12 protein-coding genes are annotated in these 17929 nt (G+C 38.5%); all 12 read left to right on the forward strand.

Annotated features, from left to right (window positions below; translation table 11 throughout):
• A partial coding sequence (locus tag COD92_RS28510) for a sensor histidine kinase (protein WP_098996750.1) occupies nucleotides 1-1407 on the forward strand: 1407 nt, incomplete at its 5' end.
• 13 nt (nucleotides 1408-1420) lie between these two features.
• Nucleotides 1421-2965, forward strand: a complete 1545-nt coding sequence (locus COD92_RS28515; RefSeq protein WP_176550490.1) for a response regulator — start codon at nucleotides 1421-1423, stop codon at nucleotides 2963-2965.
• 576 nt (nucleotides 2966-3541) lie between these two features.
• Nucleotides 3542-3805 (forward strand): HAD hydrolase family protein, encoded by a 264-nt coding sequence (locus COD92_RS28520; protein WP_483295681.1) that lies wholly within the window; start codon nucleotides 3542-3544, stop codon nucleotides 3803-3805.
• Nucleotides 3806-3888: 83 nt separating this feature from the next.
• A complete protein-coding gene (locus tag COD92_RS28525) occupies nucleotides 3889-4863 on the forward strand; it encodes a LacI family DNA-binding transcriptional regulator (RefSeq protein ID WP_098996753.1) in 975 nt (324 codons plus the stop codon).
• Between the two features lie 291 nt (nucleotides 4864-5154).
• Nucleotides 5155-6111, forward strand: coding sequence for an ABC transporter permease (locus tag COD92_RS28530; protein ID WP_098996754.1), 957 nt, complete (start codon nucleotides 5155-5157; stop codon nucleotides 6109-6111).
• Nucleotides 6112-6130: 19 nt separating this feature from the next.
• On the forward strand, nucleotides 6131-7045 hold the full coding sequence (locus tag COD92_RS28535) for a carbohydrate ABC transporter permease (protein ID WP_098996755.1): 915 nt from the start codon (nucleotides 6131-6133) through the stop codon (nucleotides 7043-7045).
• Nucleotides 7046-7121: 76 nt separating this feature from the next.
• Nucleotides 7122-8762: an ABC transporter substrate-binding protein gene (locus COD92_RS28540; protein WP_255286700.1), complete on the forward strand. Its 1641-nt coding sequence runs from the start codon at nucleotides 7122-7124 to the stop codon at nucleotides 8760-8762.
• Between the two features lie 72 nt (nucleotides 8763-8834).
• Nucleotides 8835-9806: a PfkB family carbohydrate kinase gene (locus COD92_RS28545; protein WP_098996756.1), complete on the forward strand. Its 972-nt coding sequence runs from the start codon at nucleotides 8835-8837 to the stop codon at nucleotides 9804-9806.
• A gap of 104 nt (nucleotides 9807-9910) precedes the next feature.
• Nucleotides 9911-10153 carry an aspartyl-phosphate phosphatase Spo0E family protein gene (locus tag COD92_RS28550; RefSeq protein ID WP_098531357.1) on the forward strand — a complete coding sequence of 81 codons (243 nt, stop codon included), beginning with the start codon at nucleotides 9911-9913 and terminating at the stop codon, nucleotides 10151-10153.
• A gap of 75 nt (nucleotides 10154-10228) precedes the next feature.
• Entirely contained in the window at nucleotides 10229-11725 is a 1497-nt protein-coding gene (locus tag COD92_RS28555) for a glycoside hydrolase family 32 protein (protein WP_098531358.1), read from the forward strand.
• 24 nt (nucleotides 11726-11749) lie between these two features.
• Nucleotides 11750-12367, forward strand: a complete 618-nt coding sequence (locus COD92_RS28560) for a YesL family protein (RefSeq protein WP_098531359.1) — start codon at nucleotides 11750-11752, stop codon at nucleotides 12365-12367.
• A 100-nt stretch (nucleotides 12368-12467) separates the two neighbouring features.
• Nucleotides 12468-17834 carry a GH32 C-terminal domain-containing protein gene (locus COD92_RS28565; RefSeq protein WP_098996757.1) on the forward strand — a complete coding sequence of 1789 codons (5367 nt, stop codon included), beginning with the start codon at nucleotides 12468-12470 and terminating at the stop codon, nucleotides 17832-17834.
• The last annotated feature ends 95 nt before the right edge of the window (nucleotides 17835-17929 follow it).

Here is a 17929-nt window from a genome sequence, read left to right on the forward strand (position 1 = left end):
TATATTAATGCCATCTATGTCGGGAATGAAAATCACGGCTTTTTGAAAATAAATCGTGGGGAACGGAATTTGGCAAATAACTACTATCAAACGATAAAAAAGTCCAATATCTATCAACGTTTACTCGATAGTCAGTGGCAGGGTGAATGGTTAAATGGCAGTGATTTAGAACTTGTTAAAGGTAGTAATCATTCATTACTTTATGGAAGAAATATTAGAGATCTTGGTACGAAGGAGCAGATGGGGTTCGTCCTAATAGATCTTGATCCATCTTATTTTCAGAATATGTTTAAAAATAGTAATCCTCCAGGAGATATTTTGGTATTAGATGGGGATAAAATTTTGTTCGATAGCAGTAATGATCGTTTCTCTTCCTCTCAAGTAGCCAAAATTATTCAAGCTCGTGGTAAAAGCGGGACCATTAAAAAAGTAATCAATGGAACTCAATATTTCTTTAATTATCATACAAACAAGAAAACGAATTGGGATGTTGTAAGTATAATCCCTTATGAAAATATTGTTCGTGAGGTCAATCAACTTCGATTGATAACGATTTCTTTATTGGTGATCGGGTTAATAGTCTCCCTAATTATTGCCTTATTTATAACTAGGAGAATTACAAACCAGTTAAGTGTACTGCGAATGGTTACTGAAAAAATGGAAAAACGAGAAAATGTACTGGGTATTCATTTTAATAATGAGGATGAACTTGGAGAGATTGGGAACCGGATTGTTCACCTTTATAATTGGAATAATGAATTAACAAAAAGGTTATATAAATCACAGATTAAGGAGAAGGAAGCAGAGCTTTTAGCCTTGCAAAGCCACATTAATCCGCATTTTTTATATAATACTTTAAACACTATTTTTTGGATGGCAGAGAAGCTAAAGGCGAAACAGATTTCAAAGATTGCTATTAATTTGTCCAAAATCTTTAAGCTTACCTTAAATGATGGAAATCATATTACCAGCGTTAAGAATGAAATGGAACAAGTTAAAAGTTATCTGGATATCCAAAATATTCGTTTCGACCATAAAATCAGCTATACATTTACGATTGATCCTGAAATCATGGAAGAAAGAATTATTAAATTGTTATTACAGCCCATTGTAGAAAACTCCGTCTACCATGGGTTAGAACATCAGGAAAGTGGAACTATCATGATTGAAGGAAAAAAGCAGGATGATGGTTTACTTTTCAAGATTCGTGACACCGGAAAAGGATTTGACAAGAATGAGATAGATATTAGCAATAAGGGTTATGCTTTGAAAAATATTAATGAACGATTGAAACTTTATTATGGAAAAGAATATGGATTAAAGATTGAGAGTGAAATAGGAAAAGGAACTACCGTTTATCTTAAGGTTGGCCTTAAGAATGATGGAATCATCCATGACAATAATTAAGGGGTTTTCTAATATGTATAAACTTTTAATTGTTGATGATGAAAAAATTGTAATCGAAGGCTTGAAATCAGCAACTAACTGGAAGGAACATAATATTGAAATTGTAGGTTCTGCTTCAGACGGAGAAGAGGCCCTTAAAGAAATTATGAACAGGCAGCCCGACATTGTTTTAGCAGATATAAGAATGCCAAAAATGAATGGATTGGATTTGATTAAAGAAACAAAGAATCTTAATCTAGAAACTGTTTTTATCATTATTAGTGGATATTCAAAATTTGACTACGCTAAAAGGGCCATTCAACTCGAAGCAATAGACTATCTAGTTAAACCAATTGAAGTGGATGAAATTATTGGTTCTATTAAAAACGCCATTTTAAAACTTGAAAAAATGAAAAATGAAAAACAAACAAATGAATGGATTAATGAATATCAAGTTGCATTAGAAGAAAAACGTGTTCTTGATTACATCTTAGGACATAGATTTGTTGACCCTGAAAATGACCAAAGGGTAAAAACTTTTTCTTTTTTAAATATTGGATTGAAAGGGTACGCATGGGAAGATTCAAAAGAGACTGAAAAACTTCAAGTTCTATTAGGTCACTTGAAAAATCTACTGGAAAATAGAGGGATTGAGAGTTTCATCTATACTATTGATCGTCAAATCGTAATCATGTTCTCTAATTCCAGTTTAGATATTGGTAATGTCTTGGTTCAAGATCTTGTGTCATTGATTTTTCGTGATATCAAAATAAGACCGAATGTAGGAATTAGCAATGTATATGAAAGTATTTCAGAAATAAAGAAAGCATACACTGAAGCGAAAGAAGCTTTAAAAAACGGAATATTCAGAAATATACAAGTAACATTTTATTTTGATTTAGAAACTTACAATCATTCATTTGGAAATAGTATTATCGAGGAAATTAATCAATTTTTTAAAGAAAGCAGCCCAGATCTTCTTTGCATAATTAATCTTTTTATGGAGAGAGTTTTTCTCGAATGCAAAAAGAGTAACCTGTCACCGGAAAAATCAAAATATGTATGTTTTAAAATCGTTAATCATTTTTTGGAATACATCGAAAGGGAATATGAAGTAAAAAATATCGGCGGCGAAAGATATTTATTATACGAAGAATTAAATCTATTACAGTCTTTGGAAGAAATCAGAGTTTGGCTTGAACAATTTATTGCTAAATCAACTGTTTTTTTAAATGAGAACCATGTGTCCTACAATGAAAAATTAATCATCGACTTAAAAAGTTTCATAAATACTAATTATAAAGAACCCATTGTGCTAGATGATTTAGGTAAGTTGTTCCATAAGAACCCGGCTTACCTGTGCAGTTTGTTTTCAAAGGCAGTTGGTAACACCATATTTGAATATATTACGAATGTTAGATTAAATAATGCCAAAAAGCTGCTAAGAACTTCAAATTTAAAAGTATCAGAAATTTGTAAACAAGTAGGCTACGAAAATCAAAAATACTTTCATCAAGTATTCAAAAAAAATATCGGGATAACTCCAGGTCTCTACCGTTCACAACACATAATAAAGTAATGGTTGGTAAGTGGTATTTGTATAGCCCCCCAATCTATAGGCGAAAATACAAATAATTCAATAAAGCCTTCGGAGGAGAAGGAAATGAATCGACGAAAGATGAGACTACGAAACATCTTCACAAAAATGGTATCAAGACTTATTTTTTAAGTTATAAACTCCTTCTATTTGTATATCATAGTCATGAATAATCTTAAGTTAATTCCTGAATAATGGAGAATAGATCATGGCCACTCCATAGCATAGGATATCTAAGTTAGGGCCATTTTGTGGGATAAGGAAATTGGATACTTATGTTAAAGTTATAGGGGACTTGCCAACATTTTGCGTAAAAGATACGTTAAACGAAGTTTAATAAGCAATTTATTATTTTTTTATACTCTAAGATATCAAACGTGTTAAGAAACTTAATATTTTCCTATAAAAAAGCGAGGGATTTCAATGAAAAACGCTGAGATTCCTCGCTTTTTATGAGTTTGCGAAGCAACCAATGCTATGGTTGCTTTCTTAAATCATTAGATAAATCAAATTCCGGTCATCTTAGTTTCGGCAAGAATGCCAAAAGGGATGCTGTTTTTGCAGAAAGAGCTAAATATTGACCAGCCTATTATTTGTTACAGTGGTGCTTACATTTGGAATAATGGTGATACGCTATTAAACATTACTATTCCCGTTTCAGATGTCAAGCAGGTGTATAGCATTGTTAAAATCCTAGGTATCCATATCAGCTTATACAAGGATGATGAGTGGTATGTAGAAGTAGATTCTATCTTGAAAGAGGTATCTGAAATTAATTTAATTTTTCTGAAAAAATCTATTGAAACGTTTCCAAGATGGTGATATTATATGTACAAGGAAACGTTGAAACGTTTCCAAAATAATAACAAGTAAATGAAATCGCTTTTTTATTGGAGGTAGTGGAAGTGCCAAGCATTAAAGATGTTGCAGAAATGGCAGGAGTTGGGGTTGGCACTGTTTCAAGAGTCATTAATAATCATCCAACTGTTAAAACCGAAACCCGGGAGAAAGTGAATGCAGCGATCAAACAATTAAATTATATTCCAAACGAAGTGGCTAGAAACTTTAAAATGCAAAAATCAACCATGGTTGCGCTGCTGCTTCCGAGTGTATGGCATCCGTTTTTCTCGGAGCTCGCCTTTTATATCGAAGATGAACTTGACCGGGAAGGGTATAAATTGATGCTTTGCAATAGTGGAGGCAGACCTGACAAAGAGCTTTATTATTTGGATATGCTCAATCAGAATAAAGTAGCAGGTATTATTGGGATTACTTATAATGACATCGAAGATAGTGTGAGCACCGATATTCCGATTATCAGCATTGACCGCCATTTTGGAAAAAAAATCACATGTGTCACCTCGGATAACTACACTGGCGGGCGCATCGCCTTAAGAGAGCTTGTGAAAGCGGGGACTAAAAAAGCCGCCTATCTTGCAACCTATAGTGATGCTTATAGTGAGGTTGAACTTCGGAGAAAAGGATTTATCGATGAAGCAGAGGCCCAAGGGATTGAATGTATCATCTATGAAGAGCTTGATGAGGCTTTTGATGATGATAAATACTTTGAAAATTTCTTCAAAATTAAAGAACATCAGGATGTGGACGGGATATTTGCCAATACCGATCTGCTTGCCGCCAAATATATTGATAGAGCTAAACAATATGGGTTGCGAGTTCCAGAGGATGTAAAAGTTATTGGTTATGATGGAATTCAGGATAATAAGCTGTTTCACCCAATTCTATCAACGATCCGGCAGCCTGTCGAAGAAATGGCAAGGATGTCTGTAAAACTTCTCTTAAGAAAGATTGAAGGTGAAGCACTGGAGCAAGAGATTTATCGACTCCCTGTCATATACAGAGAGGGAGAAACGACTTAGCTGAGGCAATTTTTTTAGCTTATCATTGAAAATGTAACAAAAAATGATAGAGCAGGAATTAATTTAATCCCCGTCATGTAAATAGAGGGAGAGAACCGACTCGGCTGAGGCAATTTTTTTAGTCTTAATTGGAAACGTTTCAATTGAAGTGCTAGATCATTAGATTTATCGAATCACCGTTATATAAAAGAGGAGGAAGTGGTAAAGATACACAAATTTTTTTAGTTTTAATTGGAAACGTTTCAACGATAGGTATAACCAAAAAAACATAGTTGAAAGTGAGGCAAGGATATGGAATTGGCAAGGAAATCAAATAGGATAATCGATTCAACAATTCAAGTAAATAAAGCATCAAAACTAAAAAAAATCTTAAGTAATTATCAGCTCTACTTATTTCTTTTACCCGCTTTGATTTATTTTATTGTATTCCATTATGTCCCGATGTATGGAGTGCTAATTGCTTTTAAGGATTTTGTGGCAACAAAAGGGATTATGGGAAGCCCATGGGTAGGCTTTAAACACTTTGAGCGCTTTTTCGATTCCTATCAATTTTGGAGCCTGATTAAAAACACTCTTGGTCTTAGCGTTACACAACTAATCATTGGTTTTCCACTTCCAATTTTTCTCGCACTCATGTTGAACCAAATTAGAAGTAATAAGTACAAACGTTTTGTTCAAACAGTTGTTTATGCGCCGCATTTTATATCAGTAGTTGTTTTAGCGGGTATGATATATGTCTTCTTTTCTAACAATGGGCTAATTAATAACTTAATCCTGATTTTTGGCGGCGATCCGATTTCGTTTATGGCAAAACCTGATTGGTTTAAACCATTATATATTGCCTCAGGCGTTTGGCAAGAAACCGGATGGGCTGCGATTATATATCTGGCAGCACTTGCAGGAGTCAGCCCTGAGCTGCATGAAGCGGCCGTTATGGATGGAGCGAATAAGTGGCAGCGGATTTTTCATGTGGATATTCCTGCGATTATGCCAACGGCTGTTATCCTATTAATTTTAAACGTTGGAAACATTATGAACATTGGTTTTGAAAAGGCTTATTTGCTGCAAACTCCAATGAATCAGCCGGCAGCAGAGATTATTCCAACTTATGTTTATAAGATGGGTTTACAGCAGGCGCAATATAGTTTTGCTGCGGCAGTAGGATTGTTTAATTCAGTGATTAACTTAGTTTTATTAGTCGCAGTAAATAAGTTCGCGAAAAAATTATCCGGAACAGGACTATGGTAACTGGGAGGTGCAGCAATAAATGAGTTTATTAGCCTTAAAAAATAAGAAGATCACAAGAAGATCGAAAGAAGATAAAGTCTTCGATATTATTAACATTTTTCTAGTTGCAATCATCCTAATATTGGTGGTCTATCCATTGTACTTTATCGTGATTGCCTCCTTTAGTGATCCAAACATGATTTATGAAGGGAAGGTTTGGTTTATACCAAAAGAACTAACCCTTGAAGGGTACGAACGAATCTTTAGAGACAGCAAGATTTGGCTCGGCTATAAGAACTCCATTATTTATACGGTGGTCGGAACGATTGTCAATGTATCGTTTACCTTAATGGCTGCTTATGCATTGTCTCGAAAGGATTTGTATGGAAGAAATGTCATCATGTTTTTATTCCTCATGACGATGTTTTTCTCAGGCGGACTTATTCCTACATACCTGGTTGTTAAGAATCTGGGTTTACTTAATACCATGTGGGCGCTTATTCTACCGAAAGCAGTAGCTGTTTGGAACGTGATTGTGGCTAAAACGTTTTTTGAGTCCTCTATTCCTGGTGAATTATTAGAAGCAGCAAGAATAGATGGATGTTCCGATGTGAAATTTTTCTGGAAGATTGTCCTGCCGCTTTCAAAACCCATTGTCGCCGTCATGGTGTTATTCTATGCGGTTGGACACTGGAACTCCTATTTTGATGCTTTAATCTATTTAAATAATGAAAACTTATATCCATTGCAGTTAATTTTACGAAATATTTTAATTCAAAATCAGGCATCCACGATGATGATCAGTGATCTGGACTCATTGGCTGCAAAACAAAGAGTGTCTGAGCTAATTAAATACGGTGTGATTATTGTTGCTTCCATCCCGCTTTTAATCGTCTATCCTTTTGTTCAAAAGTACTTTGTAAAAGGTGTTATGATTGGCGGAATTAAAGGTTAATAGAAATAAGGGGGTGATGGTAGACGACATTGATAGTTTGCCATCCATTTAATTAATCTATTAGGGGGAAAAAGAAATGTTGAAATCAATCAAGAAAAATGTTCAGAAAAACAAGAAAAAGAGCATGGCAATGGCATTGATTTTAGGATTAAGCGCTTCATTAGCATTAACTGGCTGTTCAAACAGCGATTCTGCCAGTTCCGAGAAAAAAGCAGACACTCCATTTCATAAAACTGGTTTACCGATTGTCGACAAACAAGTTACGTTAAACATTGTTTCACCAAAGGCAGCTCTTGCACCTGACTATTCAAAAATGGTGATTTTTGACCGGCTGCAAAAAGCAACGAACGTTAAAATTAAATGGAACAATATCCCTGGCGATGGATACCAAGAAAAGAAAAACTTAATGCTGGCAAGCGGCGACCTGCCAGATGCGTTCTACTCGTCAGGCTTTTCAGATCATGACCTTGTCCAATATGGCCAGAACGGCACGATTATTCCATTAGAGAATTTGATCGACAAATTTTCCCCTAATTTAAAAAAACTTTTTGAAGAGAGACCAGAGTTGAAAAAGGTTGTAACAGCCCCGGATGGGCATATTTATTCCCTGCCTCGTGCAGAGGAAATGGATCTTATCGGGATGCCAAATATTATGTTCATTAATAAAGCTTGGTTAGACAAGCTTGGACTGAAAATGCCGACTACATTAGAAGAATACCATGATGTGTTGAAAGCATTTAAAGAAAAGGATCCAAACGGAAACGGTAAGAAAGACGAAATTGGGCTGACCTTCTGGTATAACGGCTGGTGCGGGAATGAAGGAGATTTAATTGGTTTATTTGGCATGCCGGATGCTCCTTTTGAAGCGGACCACCGAATTGTAAGAGACGGAAAAGTCCTTTATGCAGCGATTCAGCCGGAGTTTAAAGAAGCGTTAAAGTATTTTAACGGCTGGGTAAAAGAAGGTTTAATTGACCCAGAGGTTGTAACACAAAAGACGGAGCAGCTGTTTGCAAAAGGGAAAACACAGAATCCAACACTAGGCTCGTTCATTTGGTGGGAAAATACAGAAGTAGTTGGACCGGATCGAGTTAAAGATTATGTCGTATTACCGCCATTAAAAGGGAAAGATGGCAAAATTGTGATTGGACGTTCCAACTATTCCGAATATGGAAGAGATGCCTTTGTGATTACTTCAGCGAACAAAAACCCTGAGATTACGATGCGCTGGGTTGACCAGTTGTATGAACCAAAAATGTCGGCGCAAATTAACTGGGGCCCAGTCGGCGAAATTTATGAGGAAGATGCTAATGGTATGTTAGTTAATAAAGAGCTTCCTGCAGGTGTGGCAATGGGTGAATTGAGGCAAAAGGTAGCACCGGGAGGACCGTTTGCCGTCTTAAAGGAGGACTTTGGCAAAGTGGTGGACATGGAGCCAAGAGCAAAGGAAAGATTGCAAATTCTTGATCAGTATTACAGACCATATATGGTAAAAGAAAGTTACCCTTCCATCTTCTTTAGTCCTGAAGAGCTCGAGGTGATTAACACCATTGAGCCGGAAATCAAGGAATTCGTGAAACAAAAAGAAGCGCAATGGCTGATCGAGGGCGGAATTGACAAAGAATGGGATGCTTATGTGAAGCAATTAAATGATATGGGTCTTGAAAAATTAATGAAAGTTTACCAAAAAGGATTGGACCGCTATAACAAACAGTGATCCTGATAGAAAGCCAGACAAATCTTTGAAAGTCTGGCTTTCCTTTTAAAAATACTAAAAAGGATGATGTACATGTTTGATATCACGGCTTTAGGAGAGTTATTAATTGATTTTACCCCGTCCGGTCATTCGGAAAAGGGGAATGGTTTATTTGAAACAAACCCTGGCGGAGCGCCAGCCAATGTTCTTGTAGCACTCTCGAGATTAAATAAGAAAACAGCGTTTATTGGAAAAGTGGGCCATGATCAATTTGGTCAGATACTAAAGGGTGTCTTAAAAACTCATAACATTGATACCAGTAATCTCTTATTCTCGGAAAATGTCAATACAACCTTGGCTTTTGTTCATTTAGATGAAAAAGGTGATCGTTCCTTTAGCTTTTATCGAAGTCCGGGTGCCGATATCATGCTGGAAGAAGCTGAAATTGATGAGGATACAATCAAAAAATCGCGTATCTTTCATTTCGGTTCCTTATCGTTAACAAATGAACCGGCAGCTTCAGCTACTTTTACCGCATTGGAATATGCCATAAAGCATAAGGTAACCATTTCCTATGATCCTAATTTGCGAATTCCTTTATGGCGTTCTCTTGATGAAGCAAAGCGGCAGATTTTAAAGGGATTTGAATATGCAGATATCGTGAAAATTTCAGAGGAAGAATTGAAATTTTTAACGGGTTGCTGTGATGTGGTAAAAGGTACGGAAGTTTTACAGGAACAGTTTGGTACAGCGGTTATTTTTGTCACGTTAGGGCCAGAGGGCTGTTTTTATCGAAGCAAACATGTACATGGCCGTAAAGAAGGATATCAAGTAAACGTTGTTGATACGACGGGAGCTGGAGATGCCTTCATGGGTGGTACCTTATATCAAATCCTTGAAATGAATAAACCGCTAGATCGCTTAACTGCAGCAGACTTTGAAGAAATTGTTACTTTCGCTAATGCAGTTGGTGCCCTAACGACAGAAGGAAAAGGTGGTATTCCCAGTATTCCAACCATCGATCAGGTTGAAAGGTTTTTAAAAAAAGGCTTTGTTAAAGGCTAGTGTTGATTTCAGGTGGAGGGTAAAAGTCTGTGCTGGTTTTATATAGATAGATTAGTTTTTATATATTAACAATATTCGATAAACGGCGGAAAGGAAATAAATCAATGGTTTTTGGGACTGTATCAGCTTTACGGGAGACTATAGATGAATTTCGCCAGAGTATGTACGAATTAGCAAAAAAGAAGGGCATTTCTGATCCACGTGTAATAAAAATTAGTCAGCAATTAGATGGAAAAATCATCATGTTGCAAAAAATCATATACCATTCTCAAACTTTATCAACAGCAAAGACTCTTTATCATGATGAAAACAAGATTGAGCCTGTAAATATTACTCATAGTAAATAGTTTAACTAAAATAATCAACAGCAAACCTTAACAAAGCCTAAAAAAAGAGTTCCTGAGAAAGGAAGAGTGTAAGAAATGAATAATAACGTCCTGGAAAAAAAACAGTATTATACAGAAAAATACCGTCCGCAGTATCACTTCTCACCGGAGCGCCAATGGATGAATGACCCAAATGGGATGGTGTATTATAACGGAGAATATCATTTATTTTATCAATATCATCCCAATGGAACGACATGGGGTCCGATGCATTGGGGGCATGCGGTAACTAAAGATCTTGTTCACTGGGAACACCTTCCGATTGGTTTGGCTCCAGATGAGCATGGAACAATTTTTTCGGGAAGTGCAGTTGTAGATTGGAACGACACTAGCAGCTTTTTTGAAGGGAAATCAGGGTTGGTGGCGATTTTCACCCATGCGGATACATACCCTGATTCTGATCGTCCAAGACAAAGGCAAAGTCTTGCCTTCAGTAAGGATAATGGGCGTACATGGGTGAAATATGAGGGTAACCCTGTTCTGCAAGAAGAAAGTATTACTGATTTTCGTGATCCAAAAGTGTTCTGGCATCGTGAAACCAATCAATGGATCATGGTATTAGCCGCAGGTCAAACGGTTAGAATTTATACTTCTAAAAATTTACTTTCATGGGAGTTTACGAGTGAGTTTGGAGAAGGAAATGGCTCACATCAGGGTGTCTGGGAGTGTCCCGACCTTTTTGAATTACCTATTGACAGTAATTCAAATCAGAAAAAATGGGTGCTATTGGTCAGCATTGGCAATGATCCAATCTATGAAGAAGGATCGAGAACGCAATATTTTATTGGCGATTTTGATGGGAAAACATTTTTCAATCATCATGACCCCGAAAAGACCCTTTGGATTGACCATGGCCGCGATAATTACGCAGGAGTCAGCTGGTCTGATGTTCCATCTGAAGACGGAAGAAGGATCTATATTGGCTGGATGAGTAACTGGCGTTATGCCAATGTTACTCCTACAAAAGAATGGCGAAGTGCAATGACGATTCCGAGAGTACTTGAGCTAAAGACAACCGAAGACGGGATTCGATTTGTTCAAAACCCGGTTCATGAGTTACAAGATATTCGTGATGAAAAAATAATAATTCAAAACGAAGTGGTTGTACCCGGTAAAAATCTTTTAGAAAATGTGAATAGTAACACATTCGAAATCATTGCCGAGTTTGAAATTGGAACTGCAGCAGAATTTGGGTTCAAGGTTTGCAAGGGCGCCAATGAAGAAACAATTATTGGATTTGACGTAGAAAACCAAACATTATTTGTAGATCGAACAAATTCGGGAGAGGCTGATTTCCATGAGGACTTCGCCGGAAAACATGAGTGCGAGCTAATCCCAGAAAATAATAAAATTACCGTACATGTTTTTGTTGATCAGTCGTCTATTGAGTTGTTTGGAAACGATGGAAAGTCAGTCATCACTGACTTGATTTTCCCTAACCAGGAAAATAAGCAAATTGAGCTCTATGTAAAAAATGGAGAAGTTAAATTGAGTTCGCTGGAGCTCTTTACATTAAAATCTGTCTGGCGATAATGAATTGGAAAGAAAAAAGGGGGAATGACAGTAATGATCGGCTTAAATAACAGATTTTATTCTACATTGAATACAATGGTAGATTTATTTTTTCTAAATTTACTATGGATCATTACTTCGCTCCCCTTAATTACCTTTTTTCCTGCAACAGCAGCCATGTTCGGCGTTGTCCGTAAACGAATTTTTCAAAAGGAAACAGAAGGTATTTTAAAAAGTTTTTTAAAAATGTTTAAAGAAAATTTCAAACAAAGCTTTATTATCTCGATTATTTGGTCGGTACTTGCCTTTTTCTTATATTTTGATTATAGGCTTATCGATCCAAGCAGTTCTGTTGGTCACCTCATTCTGTATATCATCTTAGTCATTGGCATTTTTTTGTTTAGTTCAATCTCCATTTATCTATTTCCGATTATGGTCCATTTTGAACTAAGCTTTAAGAACGTTATTCGAAATGCCTTCCTCTTTTCCCTGATGAACCCGGTCTTAACGATTCTTTTATTGAGCATTGTTGGGGCTGGTACTGCTCTGTTCTATTTTTATCCAGCTACGATTTTCATCATCGGCAGTTTCTCAGCCTATGCGGTATATTACTTATGTCAAATATGGTTTAATCAGCTGCTAAATATGAAAGGAACGAATTGAGGCGTTGAGTCTATCATCATTCTAGCCTCAAATCTTTTAAGTTTATTTGTAAACGCAATCACTGAAAAAAGAGGCAATTAAATGTTGGAGGGGAACAGGGTTGAAGCAAAAGATAAAAAATCAAGGAATATCGATTATGATCATTTTTTCATTAATGATTTCGCTGTTTATGCCCGCTGTTTCTAGTAAAGCGGAAACTAGTGTATCATCCAGTTCGTCTGTTGATGGCGAAAATGAACCATATCGGTCCAAATTTCATTTTTCTCCGGAAAAAAACTGGATGAATGATCCCAACGGCATGGTGTATTACGATGGGGAGTATCATCTGTTTTATCAGCATAATCCTACTGAACCAAAGTGGGGACCGATGTATTGGGGGCATGCCGTAAGCAAAGACCTGGTCAATTGGGAATACCTGCCGATCAGTCTTTATCCAGATGAATCAGGTTTTATCTGGTCAGGAAGTGCCGTAATCGATTGGAACAATACGACTGGATTTGGAAAAGACTCCAAACCGCCGATGGTGGCTGTCTTTACTCAGGAAAAAGGCGGTCATCAAGTCCAAAGTTTAGCTTACAGCAACGATAAAGGCCGTACTTGGACAAAGTATGAAGGCAATCCGATTATCCCGATGCCTGATGGGGTTAATGTTTTCCGGGACCCAAAGGTTTTTTGGCATGAGGAAACAAAGCAGTGGATCATGACAATTTCGGCTGGTGACCGGGTTTATTTTTATAACTCGCCAGATTTAAAAACCTGGACAAAAGTAAGTGAATTTGGCCATACTGAAGGCTCCCATACGGGAACATGGGAATGCCCGGATTTGTTTGCCCTTCCGGTTGATGGAGATTCAACTAAGAAAAAGTGGGTATTAGCTGTCAGCATTAGTGAAGGGGCACCTGCCGGCGGTTCGGGAATGCAGTATTTTATCGGTGATTTTGATGGGAAAACTTTCACCAATGCCAATGATCCGAGTAAAGTTCTTTGGGCCGATTATGGTGCTGATTTTTATGCGGCTGCTACATGGAGTGATGTTCCTGATGGACGCCGTTTATGGCTAGGGTGGATGAATAATTGGAAGTATGGGCAGGACATTCCTACATCCTCATTCAGAGGAACGATGTCGATTCCGCGTGAACTTGCCTTATCAACGGTTGATGGTGAGGGGATTCGGCTAATCCAAAAACCTGTAAGTGAGTTGGAAAGTCTTAGGGGTACACCACAAGTTTTTGAAAATAAAGTGCTAACACCAGCAGAAAACCTGTTATCGAATGTAACAGGAGATGCCTTTGAGATTACGGCTGAATTTGATTTGAATTCAGCGACGGCAACGGAGTTTGGTTTGAAAGTTCGAAAAGGGGAAAGCGGGCAGACGAAGATTGGTTATGATATTGGCAGTAAAAAGTTGTTTGTGGACCGCTCCAAAGCGGGTGAATCAAGTTTCAACGGTCAATTTGTTGCAAAACATGAAGCATCATTATCAGCCATTAATCAAACCGTTAAAATCCATCTGATTGTTGACCGGGCATCTGTTGAGGTATTTGGCAACGATGGACAGGTGGTGATGACAGATCAAATCTTCCCTGATCCTAAAAATCAATCACTTGAACTTTACACAGCCGGTGGGGATATATCACTTAAATCATTAACGGTATATAATTTGAACCACGCGTCTTTTGTTTCAACTATAGACCAAATGGTTGTTGATAGAGAAAGTCTCCCAAATGAGATTGAAAATCCAGATTTTGAGACTGGCAATCTATCAGGATGGACAGAAGTAGGATCAGCATTTGATCATCCAGTATCCAATGTTGCAAGCTTCTGGGGCGGTCCTTTTCAGCAACATGGAACCTACCACGTTTGGGGATTTGCTGGTGCAACGAATGATGGAAACTCTGATTTCCGTACGGGTGTCATGAAATCATCGATATTCAAACTAGGCGGGAATGGAAAGATTGATTTCCTTGTTGGCGGGGGCCAGGATATTAATAAACTATATGTTGCTTTGGTTCGGGCTTCAGATGGAAAAGAGCTTTTTAAAGCAACCGGATCAAACACGGAAGCCTATCGAAGAGTCAGTTGGGATGCATCGGAATATATCGGGGAAGCAATGTATATCAAAGTAGTTGACTATCATTCTGACGGATTCGGGCACATCAATGTCGATGATTTTCATGTTTTTAATAATGACCCGGTGAATACCGATGTTATCCAAAATCCAGATTTTGAGACTGGTGATTTAACAGGATGGACAACTGTGGAAGGCGATGCCTTCAGCAATCAGGATGTTACAGCTGATAAGGATTGGGGTTGGGGCGGACCGTTTAATCACCATAACCAATACCATCTATGGGGAGCTAAAGACGGCGGAGACGGACAAACTGGAATTTTAAAATCAGCGAACTTTACCCTGGCAGGTACTGGTGAAATTAATTTCCTAATCGGCGGCGGTAATGACATAGACAAATTATATGTGGCCTTAGTTAGAGCCTCCGATGATAAAGAACTTCTCAAAGCGACGAATACCAATTGGAAGGACAGCGAAGCTTATACTCGGGTCAAGTGGGATGCAGCCAATTACCTGGGGGAAAAAGTCTACATCAAAGTGGTGGACCAGTCAAAAGAAGGATGGGGCCATATTAATGTAGATGACTTTCATGTGAAAAATACTGGCATTATAGCCAACTGGCCGTTGGATGAAGGCAGTGGGACCAAAACAAAAGACATCTTAAGAGGAATTGAGGATCCTATTTCCTATGTGTTTACCAAGGCTTTATACAAGCCATCGACAGATCCTTTATGGAGGGATGGAATCCTCAACAAGGCTTTATTGTTCGACGGATATTCCACTTGGATTACGAGGCCTTCTGACCAGGTGATTAAGCCGACGGATGCCCTCACGATTGAAGCATGGGTTGCACCAAGGTCTTATGAGTGGGGCGATCTCGGCCAATTGTCAGCAATCGTAAACCAACACAATAAAGCCGCAAGCGAAGGCTATATCCTTGGAATGGGGCGACACGGGAAATGGTCGTTTCAGGCAAGTATCAACGGTGAATGGAAAGAAGTGTGGGCAGCGGAAAACAAACCTCTCGAAAAAAATAAATGGTCGTATATTGTGGCCACATTTGATAAGGCGGAGCAAAAAATGAAGCTTTATTTAAATGGTGAATTGGTTGGGGAGACTGCCACGCCAAAAGGGAACATCACCCCGTCATCGAATGACTTATTAATCGGAAAACATAATAACGCCGCTCTAATAAATGGAGCCTTCACTGCCAATATGTTTAATGGATTGATGGATGAATTAAAAATGCATAACCAATCTCTGTCAGGAGAAAAAATTAAAGAGAATTATGATTCCTATTTAAATAGTTTTGAGAGTCATAAACTTCCGGTGCCTGATATGGCACCAGACCGAAGCAGGTATGATGGCGACCGGTACCGGCCGCAATATCATTTTATTGCCCCGGAGCATTGGATGAACGAGCCTCATGCACCGTTCTTCTATAATGGGAAATATCATTTATTCTATCAAAATAATCCTCAAGGTCCATATTGGCATCAAATCCATTGGGGGCATTCTGTAAGTGAGGATATGGTTCATTGGAAAGATGCACCGATAGCACTTGCACCTGATGGGAATTCCGTTGCGCCGGATGGTGTTTGGTCAGGCGGATCAACTGTTGATGCTAATGGGAATCCAGTGTTATTTTTTACAGCGGGTGATGATAAAAAGGTTCCCAACCAAATGATTGGTCTTGCAACGAGCAAGGATCCCGCAGACCCGGATTTGAAAGAATGGTCCATGTATGAGAAGCCAGTTACTGTTCAAGCGCCAAACCTGCCGGCAAAAGAAGGCGAGGTATGGTACGGTCAATTCCGTGATCCATATGTCTGGAAAGATGGAGATACATGGTACCAGCTCGTTGGTTCAGGGATTAAAGACGTAGGGGGAACGGCACTTCTCTATACCTCTAAAGACCTGAAAAATTGGGAATACAAAAAGCCGCTGCTGGTTGGCAATTATAAGCAACATCCAAAAACAGGCCAAGTGTGGGAATTGCCAGTATTCCTGCCATTAGGGAAAGATGCTAATGGCGTTGAAAAATATGTCTTCTTGATCAACCCATGGTTTGATGGATACAATCCGCACAATGTCAAATATGTATGGTACTGGATTGGAACATGGGACAAGGAAAAATTGGAGTTTGTTCCTGACCACACGGACCCTAAGCAATTTGATTACGGCGAACACTTTACAGGACCAAGCGGGATGGTTGATGAAAAAGGACGTTCCATTCTTTTTAGTATCGCGCAGGACCGCCGGACGGAGCAGCAGCATCACGATGCTGGATGGGCTCACAATGCAGGGCTGCCGCTGGAGCTTTCCTTAAACTCAGAAGGCGGACTAGGGATTAAACCAATTTCTGAATTAAATTCATTAAGGAAAAAGGAACTAGTTTCAATAAAGAATGAGAATACAGATAAAGCCAATAAATCATTAAAGGATGTTAAAGGAGATCTATTGGAAATCGAACTTGAAATCAATCCGGCTTCTGCAAAACAAGTGGGGCTGAAGCTTCGAAAATCAGCAAATGGAAAGGAAGAAACATTACTATTCTATGATGTTGAAAAACAATCACTAAACATTGACAGAAACAAATCCAGTCTAGATCCGGATATCCAAAAAGGTGTACAGGGCGGAGAATTTAAGCTTGGAAAAAAAAATCTGAAGCTTCATGTTTACCTAGACCGGTCCATGATTGAAGCGTACGCGAATGGTCAAAAAAGCATCACATCACGTGTATATCCGACTCTTTCCGATGCATTGGGCCTAGAATTATGGAGCAGTGGCGGAAAAGCGAAAGTGTTGTCAATGAAGGTATGGGAAATGGGTTCTGCATACGGTGAAACAGTCCCGGCCTATTGGCCTCAAGCTAATGGAGATGGCGAACCTGTTCCGGAAAGTACACAATTGCCCAACCATGATTTCCAAACAGGCGATTTAACAGGATGGACGGTTGTAGAAGGGAATGCTTTTAGTAATGAACACGTTACCAAGGCGATCGATTGGGGATGGGGCGGTCCATTTAACCAGGCCTCAGACCGAATGGACCCGGAAAGATACCATTTATGGGGCTTTAATGGGGAAAAAGGCGGAGATTCCCTGACAGGCGTCTTAAAATCTGCGAACTTTGTGTTAGGAGGAAATGGAAAAATTGATTTCCTTATCGGTGGTGGAGCAAATATCGACAGGCTTTATCTAGCACTGGTACGAGCTTCAGACGGCAAAGAGTTAATGAAGGAAACAGGCGGCAACTGGGAAGCCTATCGAAGAGTCTACTGGGATGCATCGGATTATATAGGCGAAGAGTTATACATCAAAGTTGTAGACTATGAAACTGGCGGTTGGGGACATATTAATATTGATGATGTAAATGTACCTGTGGCCATAAAACAGTAAAACCTTATCTTGATAGATAGGATCAAATAATCTAGAATAATCATAAAAAAATCAAATTATGCAGGATTGTGACTGACTGGCTAAGCAGGCAAGAC

The sequence above is a fragment of the Bacillus sp. AFS037270 genome, from assembly GCF_002585305.1.

Excerpts from the sequence above, each read along its gene's own strand:
- COD92_RS28515 (WP_176550490.1), top strand. The coding sequence starts at position 1,421 with ATGTATAAACTTTTAATTGTTGATGATGAAAAAATTGTAATCGAAGGC.
- COD92_RS28530 (WP_098996754.1), top strand. The coding sequence starts at position 5,155 with ATGGAATTGGCAAGGAAATCAAATAGGATAATCGATTCAACAATTCAA.
- COD92_RS28535 (WP_098996755.1), top strand. The coding sequence starts at position 6,131 with ATGAGTTTATTAGCCTTAAAAAATAAGAAGATCACAAGAAGATCGAAA.
- COD92_RS28540 (WP_255286700.1), top strand. The coding sequence starts at position 7,122 with ATGTTGAAATCAATCAAGAAAAATGTTCAGAAAAACAAGAAAAAGAGC.
- COD92_RS28545 (WP_098996756.1), top strand. The coding sequence starts at position 8,835 with ATGTTTGATATCACGGCTTTAGGAGAGTTATTAATTGATTTTACCCCG.
- COD92_RS28550 (WP_098531357.1), top strand. The coding sequence starts at position 9,911 with ATGGTTTTTGGGACTGTATCAGCTTTACGGGAGACTATAGATGAATTT.
- COD92_RS28555 (WP_098531358.1), top strand. The coding sequence starts at position 10,229 with ATGAATAATAACGTCCTGGAAAAAAAACAGTATTATACAGAAAAATAC.
- COD92_RS28560 (WP_098531359.1), top strand. The coding sequence starts at position 11,750 with ATGACAGTAATGATCGGCTTAAATAACAGATTTTATTCTACATTGAAT.